The following is a 15,992-nucleotide window of genomic DNA, read 5'->3' as shown; positions in this document are numbered from 1 at the left end:
CAAGGCGCCGGACATACACTACAATGCCGCCCCTGCAGCACGCCGCATAAAGTACTACACTAGCGGCGTCGCAATCGCATCACCCCCTTTCACTCTAGAGAATACCTATGTCCGCTTATTTGCAAGGAACAGATCTGGCCGCAAAAGACAAGGCCGCCACACCGGTGCCGGCGCCAGCCAAGCCTGTCGCCAACAAGGCCGTGACCATCCACACCCTGGCCACGCTGCGCGCCGCCGGCGAAAAGATCACCATGCTGACCTGCTATGACGCCAGCTTCGCGTCCCTGATGGACCGCTGCGGCGTGGAGATCCTGCTGATCGGCGATTCGCTCGGCATGGTCTGCAACGGCCACAATTCCACCCTGCCCGTCACCGTGGCCGAACTGGCCTACCACACGGCGTCCGTCGCGCGCGGCAGCAAGTCGGCCATGATCATGTCCGACCTGCCGTTCGGCGCGTACGGCACGCCTGAAACAGCCTATGCGAACGCCGTCATCCTGATGCAGGCTGGCGCGCACATGATCAAGATCGAAGGCGGCGCCTGGCTGGCCGAGACCGTGCGTTTCCTCACCGAGCGCGGCATCCCCATCTGCGCCCACATCGGCCTGACGCCGCAATCCGTGCACCAGCTGGGCGGCTATAAAGTACAGGGCAAGAGCACGGAAAGCGCGGCCGAACTGAAGAACGATGCGCTGGCGCTGCAAAATGCGGGCGCCGCCATCGTGCTGATGGAAGCGATGCCGACGCAGCTGGGCAAGGAAGTGACGGACATGCTGACGATACCGACGATCGGCATCGGCGCAGGTCCCGACTGCTCGGGCCAAGTCCTCGTCATGCACGACATGCTGGGCGTGTTCCCAGGCCGCAAGGCGCGCTTCGTGCGCAACTTCATGGAAGGCGCGGCCAGCATCGACGACGCCGTCACCGGCTATGTCAAAGCCGTCAAGGATGGCAGCTTCCCGGCGCTGGAACACTGCTTCTGATCCAAGTACCCCCCATAAATTATTGTGATTTCTGACCTCCATAACCGGCACGCTGCGGCGTTGCCCACCGCTCGCAGTGCTCGCACTGCGTCGCGGCGGACGCCTTGCATAGCATCCGGCTATGTTCGTCATAATTTCACAATAATTTCCTGAGGATTACTTAGCCTATTGAGGCGATATCGCCCCGGTACTTGCCGGGGCGATTTTTTTTTCGCGCAGCGTTTCTGTCCGTACAAACGCCACCTCCAGTCCAAAAAACTGTCCGATGCGATTCAGCGTCTGGATGGTCGGATTGCCCTTGCCGCTCTCGATTTCCTTGATGACCTTCGTGCTCACGCCCCGGTGCGTCGCAAACTCTGCCTGCGTCATGCGCGAGATAGCGCGCATTTCCTTGACGGCGTGCTGTAGCGTGATGGCTCCTGCTTCAATGGCTTCGTAAAGCACCGCCCTGCGCTGCCGCAGCTCCTCCTTGTCAACGGTCTTTTTGGTACGCGCCATGTCAGTGCTCCCCCAATGTCTTGAGCTGTTCGAGCTGCCCGGCGATATGTGGCCGAAGGAAAGCAATGATGTCATCATCCACGCCTGCCTCCTGCATATGCTGTTCCAGCGCAGCCAGTTGCTGGGCAAATCCGTATAGCGCGAGGCGAACCTGCTGGCGCTCGACGTCCGGCATGCCGATCGTAGCCAGTATCGTCGTCCAGTCATGCAGCTCGTTTTTGGTATCCGGGTGATACCAGCGCGCCGCGCGTGGTATGCCATCCGGGTCCAGGTACATCGGCGCAAAATCGAACAGCGGCGTGAGGCGCACCTCGGCACCCACTTGCTGTACCGCCGTATTGCGTGCGTGATTATCGGTATTGCGCATGGCTAGGTTCAAGATATCGCGTTTGAGAAATTCAATGGTTTCCGCAGTCTTGTCACTGACGACGGCGCGCAGCGCCTGCAATAATACAAACTGGCTGGGCGTGGCTTCAAAGCCAACGATACCTGCCAGCGAAGCGGCGCTTTCCTGATGCAGTCGCAGCACTTTTCCATCGCGGATGCGGCGGTCAAAACGGGGAATGAACAAGGTATCGTCCTGGTAGCGCAGTTGGCCTTCGGTGCGCAAGCCCATCGCGCGCGCCACAGTCATGTATGCGGCTTCATTTCTCAATACCTTGGCGTCGCTGGCGGTCTTTCCGCGCGGACGCTTGACGATGAAATGTGCAGCCGCATACTTGTCCGCCAGAGCGCCATCGGCATGCCAGAAACCAGCATGGTCCGTGGTCAGCAGATATTTCGGTGCCGCTCCTTGTACCCCCAGACTGCCAGCGGCCAACATGCTATGCATCAGCATGCGCTCATTGAAGGCATCGCCGCGACCTATAATCTCCTCCAGTGAAAAGCCGGTCTGCGGCTTGCCCTTGTCGTGGCGATTCATATGGTGTGCGTAGTACTGCACGGCCTCGGCGATGCGCACGCGCCCGACTGGATTGAATGCACCGGCACACGCAAGCGGAAAATCGGCAGCCGGACCATCGGCCAGTTGAAGCTGCCCAAGCAGATATGTCCGGCCGCTTCCCTGGGGAATCAGGTCAAAGATAAAAGCTGGCCATTGCGCCAGCTTCTGCATTTCTGCCGTGACGGGGAACCGCAGCGAGACAGGTCCACTCTCAAGCTTGAAGAAGGCATAATCGAGGTCATACTCGAACAGGGTACCGGTGCGTGGATTGCCGCCTGCAGGATCAAGCAAAGTCAGCGATGCGCAATCGTGCCACGCATCATCATGAAAAATTTGAAAATGGCAGTGCATGACGGCTCCAATTGGATCTTATAGTAGCTAATTGTGTTCAGTTTATCCTTAAATTAGCACTTATACGATCCAAATTTTTAAAAAATACATCGCCATGAAAATTTTAATAGATCCTAAAAGAACTATTTTAAGCCATTAACACCATAAATTAGTCCTTTTAAGTTCTATTTTAAAAATTATCCCACCTGTATCCAGGTCGTCTTCAATTCCGTGTACTTGTCCAGCGCGTGCAATGACTTGTCACGCCCGTTGCCCGACTGTTTGTAGCCGCCGAACGGCACGGTGATGTCGTCGCCGTCGTACTGGTTGACGTGCACGGTGCCCGCACGCAGGGCGCGCGCCGTCTGGATGGCCTTGGTGATGTCGGACGTCCACACGGCCGCCTGCAAGCCGTACGGCGTGGCATTGGCCTGTTTGATGGCTTCGGCGATATCCGTAAAGCCCAGCACGGAAAGGACAGGGCCGAAGATTTCTTCGCGCGCGATCGTCATGCTCGTATCCACGCCGAAGATGGTCGGCTGCACATAGTAGCCGCCCGTCTCCGCGCGCACGGCGTCGCCGCCGCCCAGCAGCTGCGCACCCTCCTGCTTGCCGGACGCGATGTAGCCCATCACGGTCTTCATCTGCGTGGCGTCGACAATCGCGCCCATGACGGTGGCTTCGTCAAGCGGATCGCCCGGCTGGAAGCGGGGCAGCATGGCCTGCGCCTTGGCGATAAATTCTTCCCTGATCGATTCTTCCACGAACAGGCGCGAGGGCGCGTTGCAGCTTTCGCCCTGGTTGAAGAAGATGGAACCGACGGCGGCCGCCACGGCCTTGTCCAGGTCAGGGCAATCGGCGCAGACGATGTTGGCGGACTTGCCGCCCAGTTCCGTCCATGCCCGTTTCAGGTTCGACTGGCCCGCCATCTGCACTATCAATTTCCCCGTGCGCGTGGAACCCGTAAAGCCGATGCAATCGACGTCCATGTGCAGCGCCAGCGCGGCGCCGGCCTCGTTGCCATAACCGGGCAGCACGTTGAAGACGCCCGCCGGCACGCCCGCTTCCAGCGCGATGTCGGCCAGGCGCAAGGCCGTCAGCGGCGATTTTTCGGACGGTTTCAGGATCACGCTGTTGCCGGCCGCGAGGGCGGGCGCGATCTTCCAGGCGGCCATGATCATCGGATAGTTCCACGGCACGATGGCGGCAACGACGCCTACCGGTTCGCGCGTGATCAAAGCCAGGCTGTTGGCGGGGGTCGGTGCGATTTCATCGTAGACTTTATCGATCGCCTCGCCATACCAGCGCAGGCAGTTGGCTGTGGCGCCCACGTCCACGCTCTGGCTGTACTTGATCGGTTTGCCCATGTCCAGGGTTTCCAGCAGGGCCAGCTCGGGACCGTATTTCTGCACCAGGTCGGCGAACTTGATCAACACGCGCTTGCGCTGCGCGGGCGACTTGCCTGCCCAGCGACGGTCGTCAAAAGCGGCGCGCGCGGCCTGCACAGCCGCATCCACATCCGCACCATCGCAGCGGGCCACCTGCCCCAGCAAGCGCCCGTCGATGGGCGACAGATTGTCGAAAGTCTGGCCGGATGTGGCCCAGGCACGCTCGCCGTTGATGAAGGCGCGGCCATCGATCGTGAGCGCTGCGGCCCGCGCATGCCAGCTGGTGTTTTCCGTCATGGTCGTCTCCTGCAAGGTGAAAACGCCAGCTTACTCCTAAGTAGGGCGTAATAGATTATTGTTATTTCTGACTTCCATACCCGGCGCTCTGCGGCGTTGCCCGCTGCTAGCAGTGCTCGCACTGCGTCGCAGCGGGCGCCTTGCAGAGCATCCGGTTCTGTTCGTCATAACTTCACAATAATTTCCCACGACCTACTTAGTCTTCCAAATACGCCGCGGACAGTTGCTTGCGGCGTCTGCGGTCGGCGCGCGCCAGCATCACGGCGTACGCGATCACGGCGAGCGTCACGACGAGGATCGTCAGCGCAGCGATGGCGTTCACGCGCGGATCGAGCCCCAGGCGCGCGCGCGAGAAGATCACCAGCGGCATCGTCGTCGAACCGGGGCCGGACAGGAAAGCCGAGAGCACCACGTCGTCGAGCGACAAGGTAAACGTCAGCAGCCAGGCCGACGCCAGCGCTTGCGTGATGTTCGGCAGGGTCACGAGGAAGAACACCTGGAGCGCGCGGCAGCCCAGGTCCATGGCCGCTTCGGCCAGCGATTTACTCATCTCCTGCAGGCGCGATTGCACCACCACGGCCGCATACGCCATGCCCAGCAGGGTGTGGCCGAGCCAGATGGTCAGCACGCCCCGTTCGGGAAAACCGAAGACCTTTTGCATGGACACGAGCATCAGCAGCAGGGACAGGCCGATGATCACTTCCGGCATCACCAAGGGCGCGCTGACCATGGACGAGAACAAGGTACGGCCACGGAAGCACTGGTAGCTCGTCAAGGCAAAGGCGGCAAACGTGCCGAGGATGACGGATGATGTAGCCGACATGAAAGCGATCTTCAGTGACAAACCGAAGCCCGAAATGATTTCCGTATCGCTCATCAACTCGCTGTACCAGCGCAGCGAAAAGCCGCTCCACACCATGTCCTGGCGCGAGCTGTTGAACGAAAAGACGATCAGCACGATGATGGGCAGGTAAAGGAACAGATAGCCGAGCGAGAGCCAGCCGCGGCCGAACCAGCGCTGCAGGAAAGTACGTCCGTTCATGTGCGCTCCTCCGCGTCCTGCTCCGTCTTGTATTTGTTAAAAATGGCCATAGGCACGAGGATCAGCAAGACCACCAGCACCGTCACCGACGACGCCATGGCCCAGTCGTTATTGGTGAAATATTCATCCCACAGCACGCGGCCGATCATCAGGGTTTCCGGGCCGCCCAGCAGCTCGGGAATCACGTATTCGCCCACGGACGGAATGAACACCAGCATGGCGCCGGCGATGATGCCCGACTTCGACAGGGGCACGGTGATGCGCCAGAACGCCTGCAAGGGCGTGGCGCCCAGGTCGGCCGCCGCTTCCAGGTAGCGCATGTCCATTTTCACCAGGTTGGCGTACAAGGGCAGGATCATGAAGGGCAGATAGGCGTACACCATGCCGACGACCAGCGAGAACGAGGTATTCATCATGTGCAGCGGTTCGCTCACGACGCCCAGCGCGATCAAGAGATCGTTGAGCAAGCCGTGGTTGGCCAGGATGCCCTTCCACGCATACACGCGCAGCAGGAACGAGGTCCAGAACGGCAGCATCACCAGCATCATCAGCACGGGGCGGATCGACGGTTTGGCGCGCGCCATGAAGTAGGCGAACGGGTAGCCGATGAAGAGGCAAATGGCCGTGGTAATCGCCGCGTATTTGATGGAGCTGAGGTAGGTGAGCAGATACAGTTCATCGGCGGCGATGAACAGGTAGTTGGCGATTTTCACCTTCAGCACAACGATGCCGTCGACGTACGACAGCAAGCCGCCGAATGGGCTGCCCGCCGTGTCCATGTCGGACAGGCTGATGCGCAGCACGATCAGGAAGGGCACGAGGAAGGCGGCCGCCAAGAACAGCGAAGGCACGGCGATGACGGCGTTACGCCCTGTGACCCAACGCAGGGTGACCAGGCTACGCAGCGATTGCAGGAGGGACGTCATGATGGCCTCAGCTGGTCAGCACGACGATGTCGGCGCCATCCCACCACACCCATACGCGCTGTTCGCGCTCGAGGCGCACGGCGTCGTGGCGGGCCGCGTTGGTGCGCGACACCTTCACCACGGTGCCGCTGTCGAGGCGCACGTGGTAGCTGGTTTCATTGCCAAAATACGCCATGGCGACGATCACGCCCTGAGCGCAGTTGTAGCCGTGTTCCTTTGGTGACGCGCGCTCTTCCAGGGTGGGTGGCGCGATCTGGATGCCGATTTTTTCGGGGCGCACGGCCACCGAGACATCCATGCCCAGGTTGCCCGTGATGCCGTGCGAAACATAGTGCTCGCCATCGGGCGTGGCGATCACCACGTGATCGGGTTCATCCTGTGTGATGCGGCCGTCGAACAGGTTGACGCTGCCGATGAAATCGGCCACGAAACGGCAATTCGGCGTCTCGTAGATTTCGCCGGGAGCGCCCACCTGCAGGATGCGCCCTTCGCTCATGACGGCGATGCGCGTGGCCATGCTCATGGCCTCGTCCTGGTCGTGCGTGACCATCACGCAGGTGACGCCCACTTGCTCGATGATGTTGACCAGCTCCATCTGCGTGCGCTCGCGCAGTTTCTTGTCGAGTGCACCCAGCGGCTCGTCGAGCAGCAGCAATTGCGGCCGCTTGGCCAGGCTGCGCGCCAGCGCAACGCGCTGCTGCTGCCCGCCCGACAGCTGATGCGGCTTGCGCTTCGCGTATTGGCCCAGCTGCACCAGCGCCAGCATCTGCTCGACCCGCGCCGCCACTTCCGCTTTCGGCAAACCGTCGCGGCGCAGGCCGAAGGCGATGTTGTCCCACACGGACAAATGCGGGAACAGCGCGTACGACTGGAACATCATGTTGATGGGGCGCTGGTGCGGCGGCACATCGACGATGCTGTCGCCCGCCAGGGCAATGCGCCCCGACGTCGGCGTCTCGAAACCGGCCAGCATGCGCAGCAGGGTCGACTTGCCGCAACCTGAACTGCCAAGCAGAGCGAAAATCTCGCCCTTGTTGATCGTCACGGAAATATCATTGACGGCGCGCACGCCATCGAATTCCTTGACTAGTTGATCAATCAGCAAGAAAGGCGCTGGGGCGTCGCTGGCCGACGCGGCTGGTGTTGCTATCGTCATGTGTGGATGGCTTCTGGGTAAGGGGGTGTCAAATGAAAAACTGGCCGCTACAAAGAGCGGCCAGGATGGAAGTTTAGCGGAACTCACCCGTATGTGCTGCGAAAATTGTGATTTCTGTGGCACATTCAGCAGAAATCCGGGGTCAGACCCGGCGGGTCAGACCCCAGCATTCGGCTGCTGTCCAGCGAACGCTTAAACCCAGCCCTTCGCTTTCACATCCGCATACGTCTTGTCCAGACACAGCCGTATCAGGCCCACCATTTCATCGATCTGCGCGCGCGTCATGACCAGCGGCGGGGCGACGATCATGCGTTCGCCCACGGCGCGCATGATGACGCCGTTGTCGAACATGTGGCCGCGGCAGATCATGCCCACGCCCTGGCTCTCGTCGAACAGCTCGTTCTCGTGCACGGTGGCGCCCTTCTTGCGCACCAGGTTCAGGCCCGCGACCAGGCCACAGCTGTCCGCATAGCCGACCAGCGGGTGTTCGCCCAGGCTGGCGAAGCACTGCTGCAGGTACGGTCCCGTATCCTCGGCCACCTTGGCCACCAGCTGCTCTTCCTCGATGATGCGGATGTTTTCCAGCGCCGCCGCGCAGGCGACGGGGTGGCCCGAATACGTAAAGCCGTGGGTGAATTCGCCACCCTGCTCGATCAGCACCTTGGCGACACGGTCTCCCACCAGCACGCCGCCCAGCGGCACATAGCCCGAGGTGACGCCCTTGGCAAACGTGATCAGGTCGGGCTTGATGCCGAACAGTTCGGAGCCGAACCAGCGCCCCAGGCGGCCGAAGCCGCAGATGACTTCATCGGCGATCAGCAAGATGCCGTACTTGTCGCAGATGCGCTGGATTTCGGGCCAGTAGGTCGAGGGCGGAATGATCACGCCGCCCGCGCCCTGCACCGGCTCGCCGATGAAGGCGGCCACCTTGTCGGCGCCGATTTCCAGGATTTTGTCTTCCAGCCAGCCGGCCGCCTTCAGGCCGAACGCTTCCGGGCTCAAGCCGTGGCCCGACTCCAGATAATTGGGCTGGCCGATATGCGCGATGCCCGGTATCGGCATGCCGCCCTGCGCATGCATGCCATCCATGCCGCCCAGCGACGCTCCCGCCACCGTGCTGCCGTGATACGCGTTGTGGCGGCTGATGATGGTGTGGCGTTCCTTGTGGCCGAGGATGTCCCAGTAGCGGCGCACCATGCGCAAATTCGTGTCGTTGCCTTCGGAACCGGAACTGGTGAAGAACACGTGCTGGAACTGCGGCGGCGATATCTGCGCCAGCTTGGCCGCCAGCTGCGCGGCCGGCACGTTCGTCGTGCCAAAGAAACTGTTATAGAAGGGCAGCGTCTCCATCTGTTTGTACACGGCTTGCGAGATCGACGTGCGGCCATAGCCCACGTTCACGCACCACAAGCCCGACATGCCATCGACGATCTTCTTGCCCTGGCTATCCCACAGGTAGACGCCGTCGCCGCGCACCATCACACGCGCGCCTTTCGACGCCAGGTCCTGGAAATCGGTGAACGGATGCAGGTAGTGGGCCGCGTCCATCTGCTGGATGGCGGCCGTGTCGTACACCTGCGGCGCCGCGTTTTTCTGCGCCACGGAGGCAACCAGGGCGGCGCTTGGCGCCAGCGGATTATTGGATGTGCTCATTGAGATCCTTTCTTAAACGTGGAGCAGAAGATGTTCGCGCTCCCACGGGCTGATGACGGTCATGAACTCCTGGTGCTCGAGGTCCTTGATGGCCGCATACACGTCGATGAAGCGCTCGCCCAGCACCGTGCGCAGCTTGTCTTCCGCGCGCAGCAGTTGCAGAGCCTCGGGCAAGCCTTGCGGCAATTCGAACTTCATGTCGTAGGCGCTGCCCACCATCATCGGCGTCGCTTCCAGCTGCTCCGTCATGCCCAGGTAGCCGCAGGCCAAAGTGACGGCCAGGGCCAGGTAGGGATTCGCATCGGCGCCGATGATGCGGTTTTCCACGCGGCGGTCCTGCACGCCCGATTCGGGCACGCGGAAGCCCACCGTGCGGTTGTCCAGGCCCCACTGGATGTTGATCGGCGCGGCCGTGTGGCGCACGATGCGGCGGTAGGAATTCACATAGGGCGCGACGATAGCCATGGCCGACGGCATGTAGCGCTGCAAGCCCGCGATGTAATGCTTGAAAATGGGCGCGGCCGAGCCGTCCTCATTGCTGAAGATATTCAGGCCCGTCTTCGCGTCGACGACGCTCTGATGCACGTGCATGGCGGACCCCGGCTCGCCCGCCATGGGCTTGGCCATGAAGGTGGCATACATATCGTGTTTCAGGGCCGCTTCGCGCAGGGTGCGCTTGAAGAAGAAGACCTTGTCTGCCAGGCCCAGAGGATCGCCGTGCAGGAAGTTGATTTCCATCTGCCCCGCGCCGATTTCGTGGATCAGGGTGTCGACGTCAAGGTTCATCAGTTCGCAGTAATCGTAGATATCCTCGAACAGGGGATCGAACTCGTTGACGGCATCGATGCTGTACACCTGGCGGCTCGTCTCGGCCCGGCCGCTGCGCCCGATGGGCGGTTTCAATGGCAAGTCCGGGTCCGTGTTTTTCGCCGTCAGGTAGAACTCCAGCTCGGGCGCCACGACAGGTTTCCAGCCCTTGTCCGCATACAGTTTCAGCACGCGCCGCAGCACGGAGCGTGGGGCGAAATCGACCAGCGCGCCGTCGGCAAAATAGCAGTCGTGGATGACTTGCGCGGTGGGGTCCGTGGCCCACGGCACCATGGTGATGGTGGTGGGATCGGCCTTCAAAATCATGTCGCGGTCGGTGCTGGAAATGGCGCGGTCGTAGCCGCCATCGTCGACCGGGTAATTGCCCGTCACCGTCATGCCCAGTACCGCTTCCGGGATGCGCATGCCGCGCTCCTGGGTGAATTTCCCGCGCGGCAGGATCTTCCCCCGCGCCACGCCCGTCAAGTCGGGGACCAGGCATTCGATTTCCGTGACGCGCTTTTCATTGAGCCACAAATCCATGTCCGTATAAGTGAAATTTTCGCGTATTGCCATGTTTCCCTCTCGCTGGTCTTGATCAAACGCCGCGTGCTACGCGTGCGGCGCGCCGGTCATTCTTTCTTTCGGTGCTGCTGTTCCTGGTAATCGCGGCATGCCTGGCCGAAGGCGCCAAACAGGCGCATCGACTGCGGGTTGTCTTCCACCTGCCACTCGGGGTGCCATTGCACGGCCAGCGTGAAACCGGCGGCCTTGGCCACGCTATACGCTTCCACCAGGCCATCGTCGGCCAGGGCTTCCACCAGCAAGCCATCGGCCAGCCGCGCCACGCCCTGGCCATGCAGGGAATTGACCATCATTTCGCTCTCGCCACCCAAGAGGCGTGACAGCAGGCCGTCGGGCATCAGCTTGATGCGGTGCGCGGGCCCGTACTGGCGCTCCAAAGGATCGAGCACGTTCTCGCGGTGGTCCTGCATGCCCGGCACCGCATGCACGGCCTGGTGCAGGCTACCGCCCAGGGCCACATTGACTTCCTGGAAGCCGCGGCAAATGGCGAGCAAGGGCAGCTGGCGCGCCAGCGCGGCGCGGATCAGGGGCAAGGTGGTGGCGTCGCGCGCGGGGTCTTGCGGCAGGTCGGGATGCAGGATGTCTTCGCCATACAGGCGCGCATCGACGTTCGAAGCGGAACCGGTCAGCATGACGCCATCGGCGATGTGCAGCGCCGCTTCCAGGTCCGCGTCCGCGCCCAGGGCGGGCAAGAGCAGCGGCATGCAGCCTGCGCCGTGCAGCACGGCGTGCAGGTATTTGTCCTGCGCCATGTGCCAGGCGTGGCTGCCAAGCTGGCGCTGGCAGGCGGGAACGAGAACGATGGGACGGCGCATAGAGCTACCTCGCTGGCGTGACGATCCAATGACAACGCCATGACAGCGCTGCCGCTCGCTTCACTGTACAGCAGAGCCGCAGGCAGCGGCCACACCGATGGGCATGGCCAGCGATGGCACACATCGCCTACACTACGGCTTTGCAATATTGCACTTAGTAAAATCATCATATGCCCGTCCGGCGCCAAACACCAGCGCCGCAGGCAAAGTCCCTCACTTTCCCATGCATCCACACCGTATTCCAGCCTTCCCGAACACCTTTTCCACCCCGAGGGGGCGGCCATGAAGCACATGCCATGGCGCGACTTCTTCGCCCTCGTCGTCAGCATCGGCGTGGTGGGCCTGGGCCTGGGTGCCACCATGCCGCTCACCGCATTGACCCTGCACCAGCGCGGCGTGGGCACGGACATCATCGGCATGATCACGGCCGTCAGCGCCCTGGGCATCCTGGCCGCCTCGCCATTCGTCTCGGCCTGGGTAGGACGTTTCGGCGCGCGCGCCACCATGCTGGGCGCCGTCTGGGTGGCCTCGCTGGTGACGGTCGCCATGCAGTGTACCGACCACTTGCTGGCGTGGAGCGTGCTGCGCTTCCTGTTCGGCGGGGCCATGGGCGTGCTGTTTACCATCGGCGAAGCGTGGGTGAACCGGCTGGCGCCCGACAATTCCCGGGGTCGCGTGGTGGCCATGTACACCACCAGTTTTACGTTTTTCCAGCTGATCGGCCCGGCCCTCGTGGCGCTCTTCAACGACAAGATTTCCTGGAGCTTCGCCGCCTGCGGTCTGCTGTTCTTGCTGGCCGTGCCGGGCCTGATGCTGATCTCGAACAGCGGCCCGGAAAGGGAGCCGGAAGAACATGGCGTGAAGTGGACCCTGATCCTGCCGCGCATGCCGATGATCGTGCTGGGCGCCGCCTTCTTCGCCCTGTTCGATACCCTGGCATTGAGCCTGCTGCCGCTGTACGCGATGGAGCACGGCATCGGCACCGACCTGGCCCTGCTGTCGGCCACCGTGGTGCTGGTGGGCGACACGGGCCTGCAATTCGCGCTGGGATGGATGGCCGACCGCTACGGCCGCGCCAAAGTCCACGCGGGCTGCGGCGTGGCCGTCTGCCTGCTGCTGCCGCTGCTGCCGTTTGCCGTCGGCACGCCGTGGCTGTGGTGGACCTTGCTGCTGTTGCTGGGCGCGGCGGCGGGCGGCATCTACATGCTGGCGCTGGTGGCCTGCGGCGAACGGTTTACGGGCCTGTCGCTGACCAGCGCCAGCGCCATCGTCAACGCCACCTGGGGCGTGACAAGTGGCGGCGGCCCCCTGCTGACGGGCGTCCTGATGCAATCGGTGGGCGTGAACGCCCTGCCGGCCGTGATGTGGGTATGCGCCGCCATTTTCGTCGGCAGCGCCGTGTGGGAACGCAGGAAGGGGATCGTGTAGCCCAGCAGATCGAGCCTTCAATTCCGGGGTCAGACCCGCCGGGTCTGACCCCAGCTCTTTGCCTGCGGGTTAAGGCAGCGCATCAACTCGCTATTGCTTCTGCTTTTCCAGCCGCTGCCGCAGCTCGTCGGCCACCGGATAGTCGGGATAGGCCTGCCGGAACGCCGTCCACTCTTCCTGCGCCAGCGCGCCTTCGCCCGCCTTCAAGAGGGCGTCGATCTTCACCAGCCACACGCCAGCGTCGAGTTTTGCGGGCGGCGGCATCGGCGCGGCGCGGGCCGCGACGGGCACGGGCGCCTGGCGCTGCATACTGGACTCGGCCTGCATGGCCGCTTGCTGCTCCATCGCCTGGCTCATCGCCGTGGCAGGCGCCGGTGGGGGCGGCGGTGCTGGCGGCGCCGGTGGGGGCGGCGGCGCTGGCTTGGCTGCCATTTTGGCCATGGCGCGCGGCGGCGGCGGTGGCGCGGGCGCAGCGGCCGGTGCGGCAACAGGTGCGGTGGCAGGCGCGGACATCACCTCCTGCGTGACCGGCTCCCCCACCACAGGAAATTGCGCCGGCTTCGAGCCGAACCAGTCCACGCCGATCAGGTTCACGGTCAGCAGCACGGCTGCGGCCAGTCCCAGCGGAACGCGCCAGCGCTGCAGGTAGTCCGGTGACTTTTTGGCGGGCAAGGTGCGCAGCACGCCATCGGCGCTGTCGTTCGCGGCTGCCGACTGCTGCAAGGCTTTTTCCGCGTCCGCCAGGATAGCCGCATCGAGCGCGCTGGAAGGCGCGGGCTGCGGCAGGCTGGCCAGCAGCGCGTTCAACTCCTCGTCAATCGGTGCGTCGTTCGGTTTGTCGTTATCTTGATCGTGCGTATTCATGCCTGTCCTCCCGCGCCAGCGGCGCTGTCCAAGCCCGCGCGCAATTTCTGCATGGCGTAGCGCAGCCGGCTCTTGACGGTTTCCGCTTCCGCCCCCGTCACGACGGCAATCTCGAGAATGCTCATGCCGCTGAACTGCTGCAGCACCAGCGTTTCCTTCTGCTCGGCCGGCAACGCGGCGATGGCCGCATGCAGCAGCGCATGCTGCTGTTTCTGCTCCAGCGATTGCGGCGGCGATGCGCCCTCGTCCGCCAGTTCGCCCGCAGCGTCGATTTCCTGTCCTTCCCGCTGGCGCAGCAGGTCGATCAGGCGGTTGCGCGCGATCTGGTACAGATAGGTGCGGAACGCCGCCTGCGGCTGGTAGCCGGCGCGCGCCGCATGCAGGCTGGCCCACGCATCCTGCACGATCTCGTCCACCCACGCGCGACGCGGCGAACGCCAGGCCACGAAGCGGTACAGGCCCTGGCTGTGGCGTCGGTACAGTTCGCGAAACGACGGCAGGTCGCCGGCGCTGTAGCGCAGCATCAGGTCTTCATCCGTCGCGGTCATCAGGGTGTCGGGCATGCGGACCAGTGTAGCCGAACTACGCGGCAGCGGCAATTTCCCTGCGCCGTCAGCGAACAGGGGACGCAATGGGCGCATAGCTGATGCGGCGCACTTCACGGATCTGTCCTTCCTTGAGTGCCCCTTCCACCAATTCATAGCCGAGCAAAGCGAAGACCCGGCCCTGCAGGAACAGGGGCCGCGCATTGCCATACCAGTCCACGCAGGACGCGCGGCAGCCGTCGTCCGGCGCCTGGCCCGGCCGCGCGGCCAGCGCACCCAGTTCCGTCAATGTCAAACCGCTGTTGCGCAAGTAGAGCACGGAGGCGGATGACTTGTTAAGGCCAGGCCGCTCATCCGCGCCCAGGATGGGCAAGCCGATCACGCCCTCACCGGCTGCTTGCGGCTTGTAGAAAAAGCCGTGGCTGCGCGACTCGCCCTGCGCCGCGTCGGCGCGGATGTAGCGCGTGGCAATCGCCGCCTGCGCCCCCAGGCCGATGGTGCTGAAGTGCAGATCCCTGCCCTGCGCGCCGATCACCACGGCGTCATTGCCCAGCGCCTCGATGCGCTCGACGCCATGCGGCAGGGACAAGGCTTGCACGCTGCCCGCATCGGCCCAGCGCACGGCGTACAGGGGCTGGCGCGGCCAGGCCTGGTCCGCCTTGCGGCGTCCCGGATTGCCCGGATTGCCGTACAACAGATAGGACCCCACATAGCGGTTCTGCAAGCCGTAGCCGCCACCACCGGGCAGCGCCTTGTAGCTGCTGGCGGGCGCGCTGTCGCGGCCATCGGAAAACGACGCCAATGGCACGCGCAGCAGGGCCATGTCGCCACGGCCACGCGCGCCATCCCACATGGCGTCGCCCTGGCCCTCGGCGCGCAGCAGCACGTTCAGGTGGCCATCGCTACTTTCCAGGAACGAGAACTGGTCGACGGGCGCACCGGCCACCTTCAGGGCGCTGGGCGCGCTGCCGTCGAGGGGAATGCGGAACACACGCGAGTCACTGCCGCGCCGCGTCGTCCACACGAAAACGGATTCGCCCGACACATAAAATACGCGGCCCTGCGGCCCCATCACGGCCGTCGCTTCGCAGCGCATGTCGCGCTGCGCCAGGTCGCACACGGTGACCGTATGCAGGGTCAGGCCGAAGCCCGTTTCAGGTTCTTCATCGGTACGGTAGATGCGCGTGGCCGGGGCGATGCGCTTGAAGTCGGACGGCACGACGTCAGGGCGCCAGCGGCGCAGCGCGGGGAAGCCGCCGAACGGGTCGCCCCGGCGCAAGTTCAGCGACAGGGGCGAATAGAACACCAGCTTGCCGCCGACCAGGCGGCTCGCGTAATTGCGCGACGAGTAATAATCGTTGGAGCGCAAGTGATAGGTGGAACGGTAGGCCAGCTTGCCGTCCCCATTGACGTCGAACAGGCCGATCTCCGTGCCGCCACGGCTGTAGCTGTAGCCGATCACCACGACCGTGTCGCCATCGATCAGCATTTCGTCATACCAGCTGCCGGAAGGATCGCTGCCCGGCGCGAACGCGTCGAGCGAGGACACTGGCTGCAAGGCATTGCCTCCCACCTGCACGGTGAACAGCTTGCCACGCCGGAGCATCACCAGGTGCTTGCCATGCAGCTTGACGATGCCGCCTTCGTCCACGCCCGCCGTCTGCACATTGGTGACGGATTCCGCCGCTTCTGCCGATGGCGCGGGGGCAGCCTTGGCCGCCATCGGCAGAAG

The 15,992-nt window shown here is 63.3% G+C and carries 14 protein-coding genes; 2 read left to right on the top strand and 12 right to left on the bottom strand.

Annotation, left to right across the window (positions count from 1 at the left end; all coding sequences use genetic code 11):
- Positions 1-107: 107 nt before the first annotated feature.
- Positions 108-983 (top strand): 3-methyl-2-oxobutanoate hydroxymethyltransferase, encoded by an 876-nt coding sequence (gene panB, locus JAB6_RS00945; RefSeq protein ID WP_175444471.1) that lies wholly within the window; start codon positions 108-110, stop codon positions 981-983.
- Positions 984-1,148: 165 nt separating this feature from the next.
- Here the strand turns inward: panB and JAB6_RS00940 are convergent, their stop codons facing one another.
- From JAB6_RS00940 to JAB6_RS00900, 9 genes are all read right to left on the bottom strand, one after another.
- Positions 1,149-1,481, bottom strand: a complete 333-nt coding sequence (locus JAB6_RS00940; RefSeq protein WP_070301047.1) for a helix-turn-helix transcriptional regulator — start codon at positions 1,479-1,481, stop codon at positions 1,149-1,151.
- Position 1,482: 1 nt separating this feature from the next.
- Positions 1,483-2,775 carry a type II toxin-antitoxin system HipA family toxin gene (locus tag JAB6_RS00935; RefSeq protein WP_254671407.1) on the bottom strand — a complete coding sequence of 431 codons (1,293 nt, stop codon included), beginning with the start codon at positions 2,773-2,775 and terminating at the stop codon, positions 1,483-1,485.
- A gap of 176 nt (positions 2,776-2,951) precedes the next feature.
- Positions 2,952-4,439, bottom strand: a complete 1,488-nt coding sequence (locus tag JAB6_RS00930; RefSeq protein ID WP_070301045.1) for an aldehyde dehydrogenase — start codon at positions 4,437-4,439, stop codon at positions 2,952-2,954.
- A gap of 196 nt (positions 4,440-4,635) precedes the next feature.
- The gene (locus JAB6_RS00925) at positions 4,636-5,481 is read right to left on the bottom strand and encodes an ABC transporter permease (RefSeq protein ID WP_070301044.1); all 846 of its coding nucleotides are present in this window, start codon (positions 5,479-5,481) and stop codon (positions 4,636-4,638) included.
- Positions 5,478-6,407, bottom strand: coding sequence for an ABC transporter permease subunit (locus JAB6_RS00920; RefSeq protein WP_070301043.1), 930 nt, complete (start codon positions 6,405-6,407; stop codon positions 5,478-5,480). Before JAB6_RS00920 ends, JAB6_RS00925 begins: the two co-directional genes overlap by 4 nt.
- Before the next feature lie 7 nt (positions 6,408-6,414).
- Entirely contained in the window at positions 6,415-7,563 is a 1,149-nt protein-coding gene (gene potA, locus JAB6_RS00915) for an ABC transporter ATP-binding protein (RefSeq protein WP_070301042.1), read from the bottom strand.
- 192 nt (positions 7,564-7,755) lie between these two features.
- Positions 7,756-9,216 (bottom strand): aspartate aminotransferase family protein, encoded by a 1,461-nt coding sequence (locus JAB6_RS00910; protein WP_070301041.1) that lies wholly within the window; start codon positions 9,214-9,216, stop codon positions 7,756-7,758.
- A 12-nt stretch (positions 9,217-9,228) separates the two neighbouring features.
- Entirely contained in the window at positions 9,229-10,599 is a 1,371-nt protein-coding gene (locus JAB6_RS00905; protein WP_035822563.1) for a glutamine synthetase family protein, read from the bottom strand.
- Between the two features lie 56 nt (positions 10,600-10,655).
- Positions 10,656-11,423, bottom strand: a complete 768-nt coding sequence (locus JAB6_RS00900; protein ID WP_070301040.1) for a gamma-glutamyl-gamma-aminobutyrate hydrolase family protein — start codon at positions 11,421-11,423, stop codon at positions 10,656-10,658.
- A gap of 282 nt (positions 11,424-11,705) precedes the next feature.
- Here JAB6_RS00900 and JAB6_RS00895 point away from each other — a divergent pair, with 282 nt between their 5' ends.
- On the top strand, positions 11,706-12,851 hold the full coding sequence (locus tag JAB6_RS00895; protein ID WP_070301039.1) for an MFS transporter: 1,146 nt from the start codon (positions 11,706-11,708) through the stop codon (positions 12,849-12,851).
- A gap of 90 nt (positions 12,852-12,941) precedes the next feature.
- On the opposite strand, the gene JAB6_RS29205 is transcribed toward JAB6_RS00895, so the two are convergent.
- The 3 genes from JAB6_RS29205 to JAB6_RS00880 form a co-directional block, all read right to left on the bottom strand.
- Entirely contained in the window at positions 12,942-13,715 is a 774-nt protein-coding gene (locus tag JAB6_RS29205; protein ID WP_070301038.1) for a hypothetical protein, read from the bottom strand.
- Positions 13,712-14,263 (bottom strand): sigma-70 family RNA polymerase sigma factor, encoded by a 552-nt coding sequence (locus tag JAB6_RS00885; protein WP_254671406.1) that lies wholly within the window; start codon positions 14,261-14,263, stop codon positions 13,712-13,714. Before JAB6_RS00885 ends, JAB6_RS29205 begins: the two co-directional genes overlap by 4 nt.
- 64 nt (positions 14,264-14,327) lie before the next feature.
- Positions 14,328-15,992, bottom strand: a 1,665-nt coding sequence (locus tag JAB6_RS00880) for a beta-propeller domain-containing protein (protein ID WP_070301451.1), incomplete at its 5' end; no start/stop codon positions are given.

It is taken from the genome of Janthinobacterium sp. HH104, assembly GCF_001758715.1.
GTDB classification, from domain to species: domain Bacteria; phylum Pseudomonadota; class Gammaproteobacteria; order Burkholderiales; family Burkholderiaceae_D; genus Janthinobacterium; species Janthinobacterium aestuarii.
This window is presented reverse-complemented; position numbering and strand designations above follow the sequence as displayed.

Bases quoted from the DNA above. Each gene is read 5' to 3' on its own strand.
- JAB6_RS00900 (WP_070301040.1), bottom strand. From the start codon at position 11,423: ATGCGCCGTCCCATCGTTCTCGTTCCCGCCTGCCAGCGCCAGCTTGGC.
- JAB6_RS00940 (WP_070301047.1), bottom strand. From the start codon at position 1,481: ATGGCGCGTACCAAAAAGACCGTTGACAAGGAGGAGCTGCGGCAGCGC.
- JAB6_RS00920 (WP_070301043.1), bottom strand. From the start codon at position 6,407: ATGACGTCCCTCCTGCAATCGCTGCGTAGCCTGGTCACCCTGCGTTGG.
- JAB6_RS00935 (WP_254671407.1), bottom strand. From the start codon at position 2,775: ATGCACTGCCATTTTCAAATTTTTCATGATGATGCGTGGCACGATTGC.
- JAB6_RS00905 (WP_035822563.1), bottom strand. From the start codon at position 10,599: ATGGCAATACGCGAAAATTTCACTTATACGGACATGGATTTGTGGCTC.
- JAB6_RS00925 (WP_070301044.1), bottom strand. From the start codon at position 5,481: ATGAACGGACGTACTTTCCTGCAGCGCTGGTTCGGCCGCGGCTGGCTC.
- JAB6_RS00885 (WP_254671406.1), bottom strand. From the start codon at position 14,263: ATGACCGCGACGGATGAAGACCTGATGCTGCGCTACAGCGCCGGCGAC.
- panB (WP_175444471.1), top strand. From the start codon at position 108: ATGTCCGCTTATTTGCAAGGAACAGATCTGGCCGCAAAAGACAAGGCC.
- JAB6_RS00910 (WP_070301041.1), bottom strand. From the start codon at position 9,216: ATGAGCACATCCAATAATCCGCTGGCGCCAAGCGCCGCCCTGGTTGCC.
- JAB6_RS29205 (WP_070301038.1), bottom strand. From the start codon at position 13,715: ATGAATACGCACGATCAAGATAACGACAAACCGAACGACGCACCGATT.
- potA (WP_070301042.1), bottom strand. From the start codon at position 7,563: ATGACGATAGCAACACCAGCCGCGTCGGCCAGCGACGCCCCAGCGCCT.
- JAB6_RS00895 (WP_070301039.1), top strand. From the start codon at position 11,706: ATGAAGCACATGCCATGGCGCGACTTCTTCGCCCTCGTCGTCAGCATC.
- JAB6_RS00930 (WP_070301045.1), bottom strand. From the start codon at position 4,439: ATGACGGAAAACACCAGCTGGCATGCGCGGGCCGCAGCGCTCACGATC.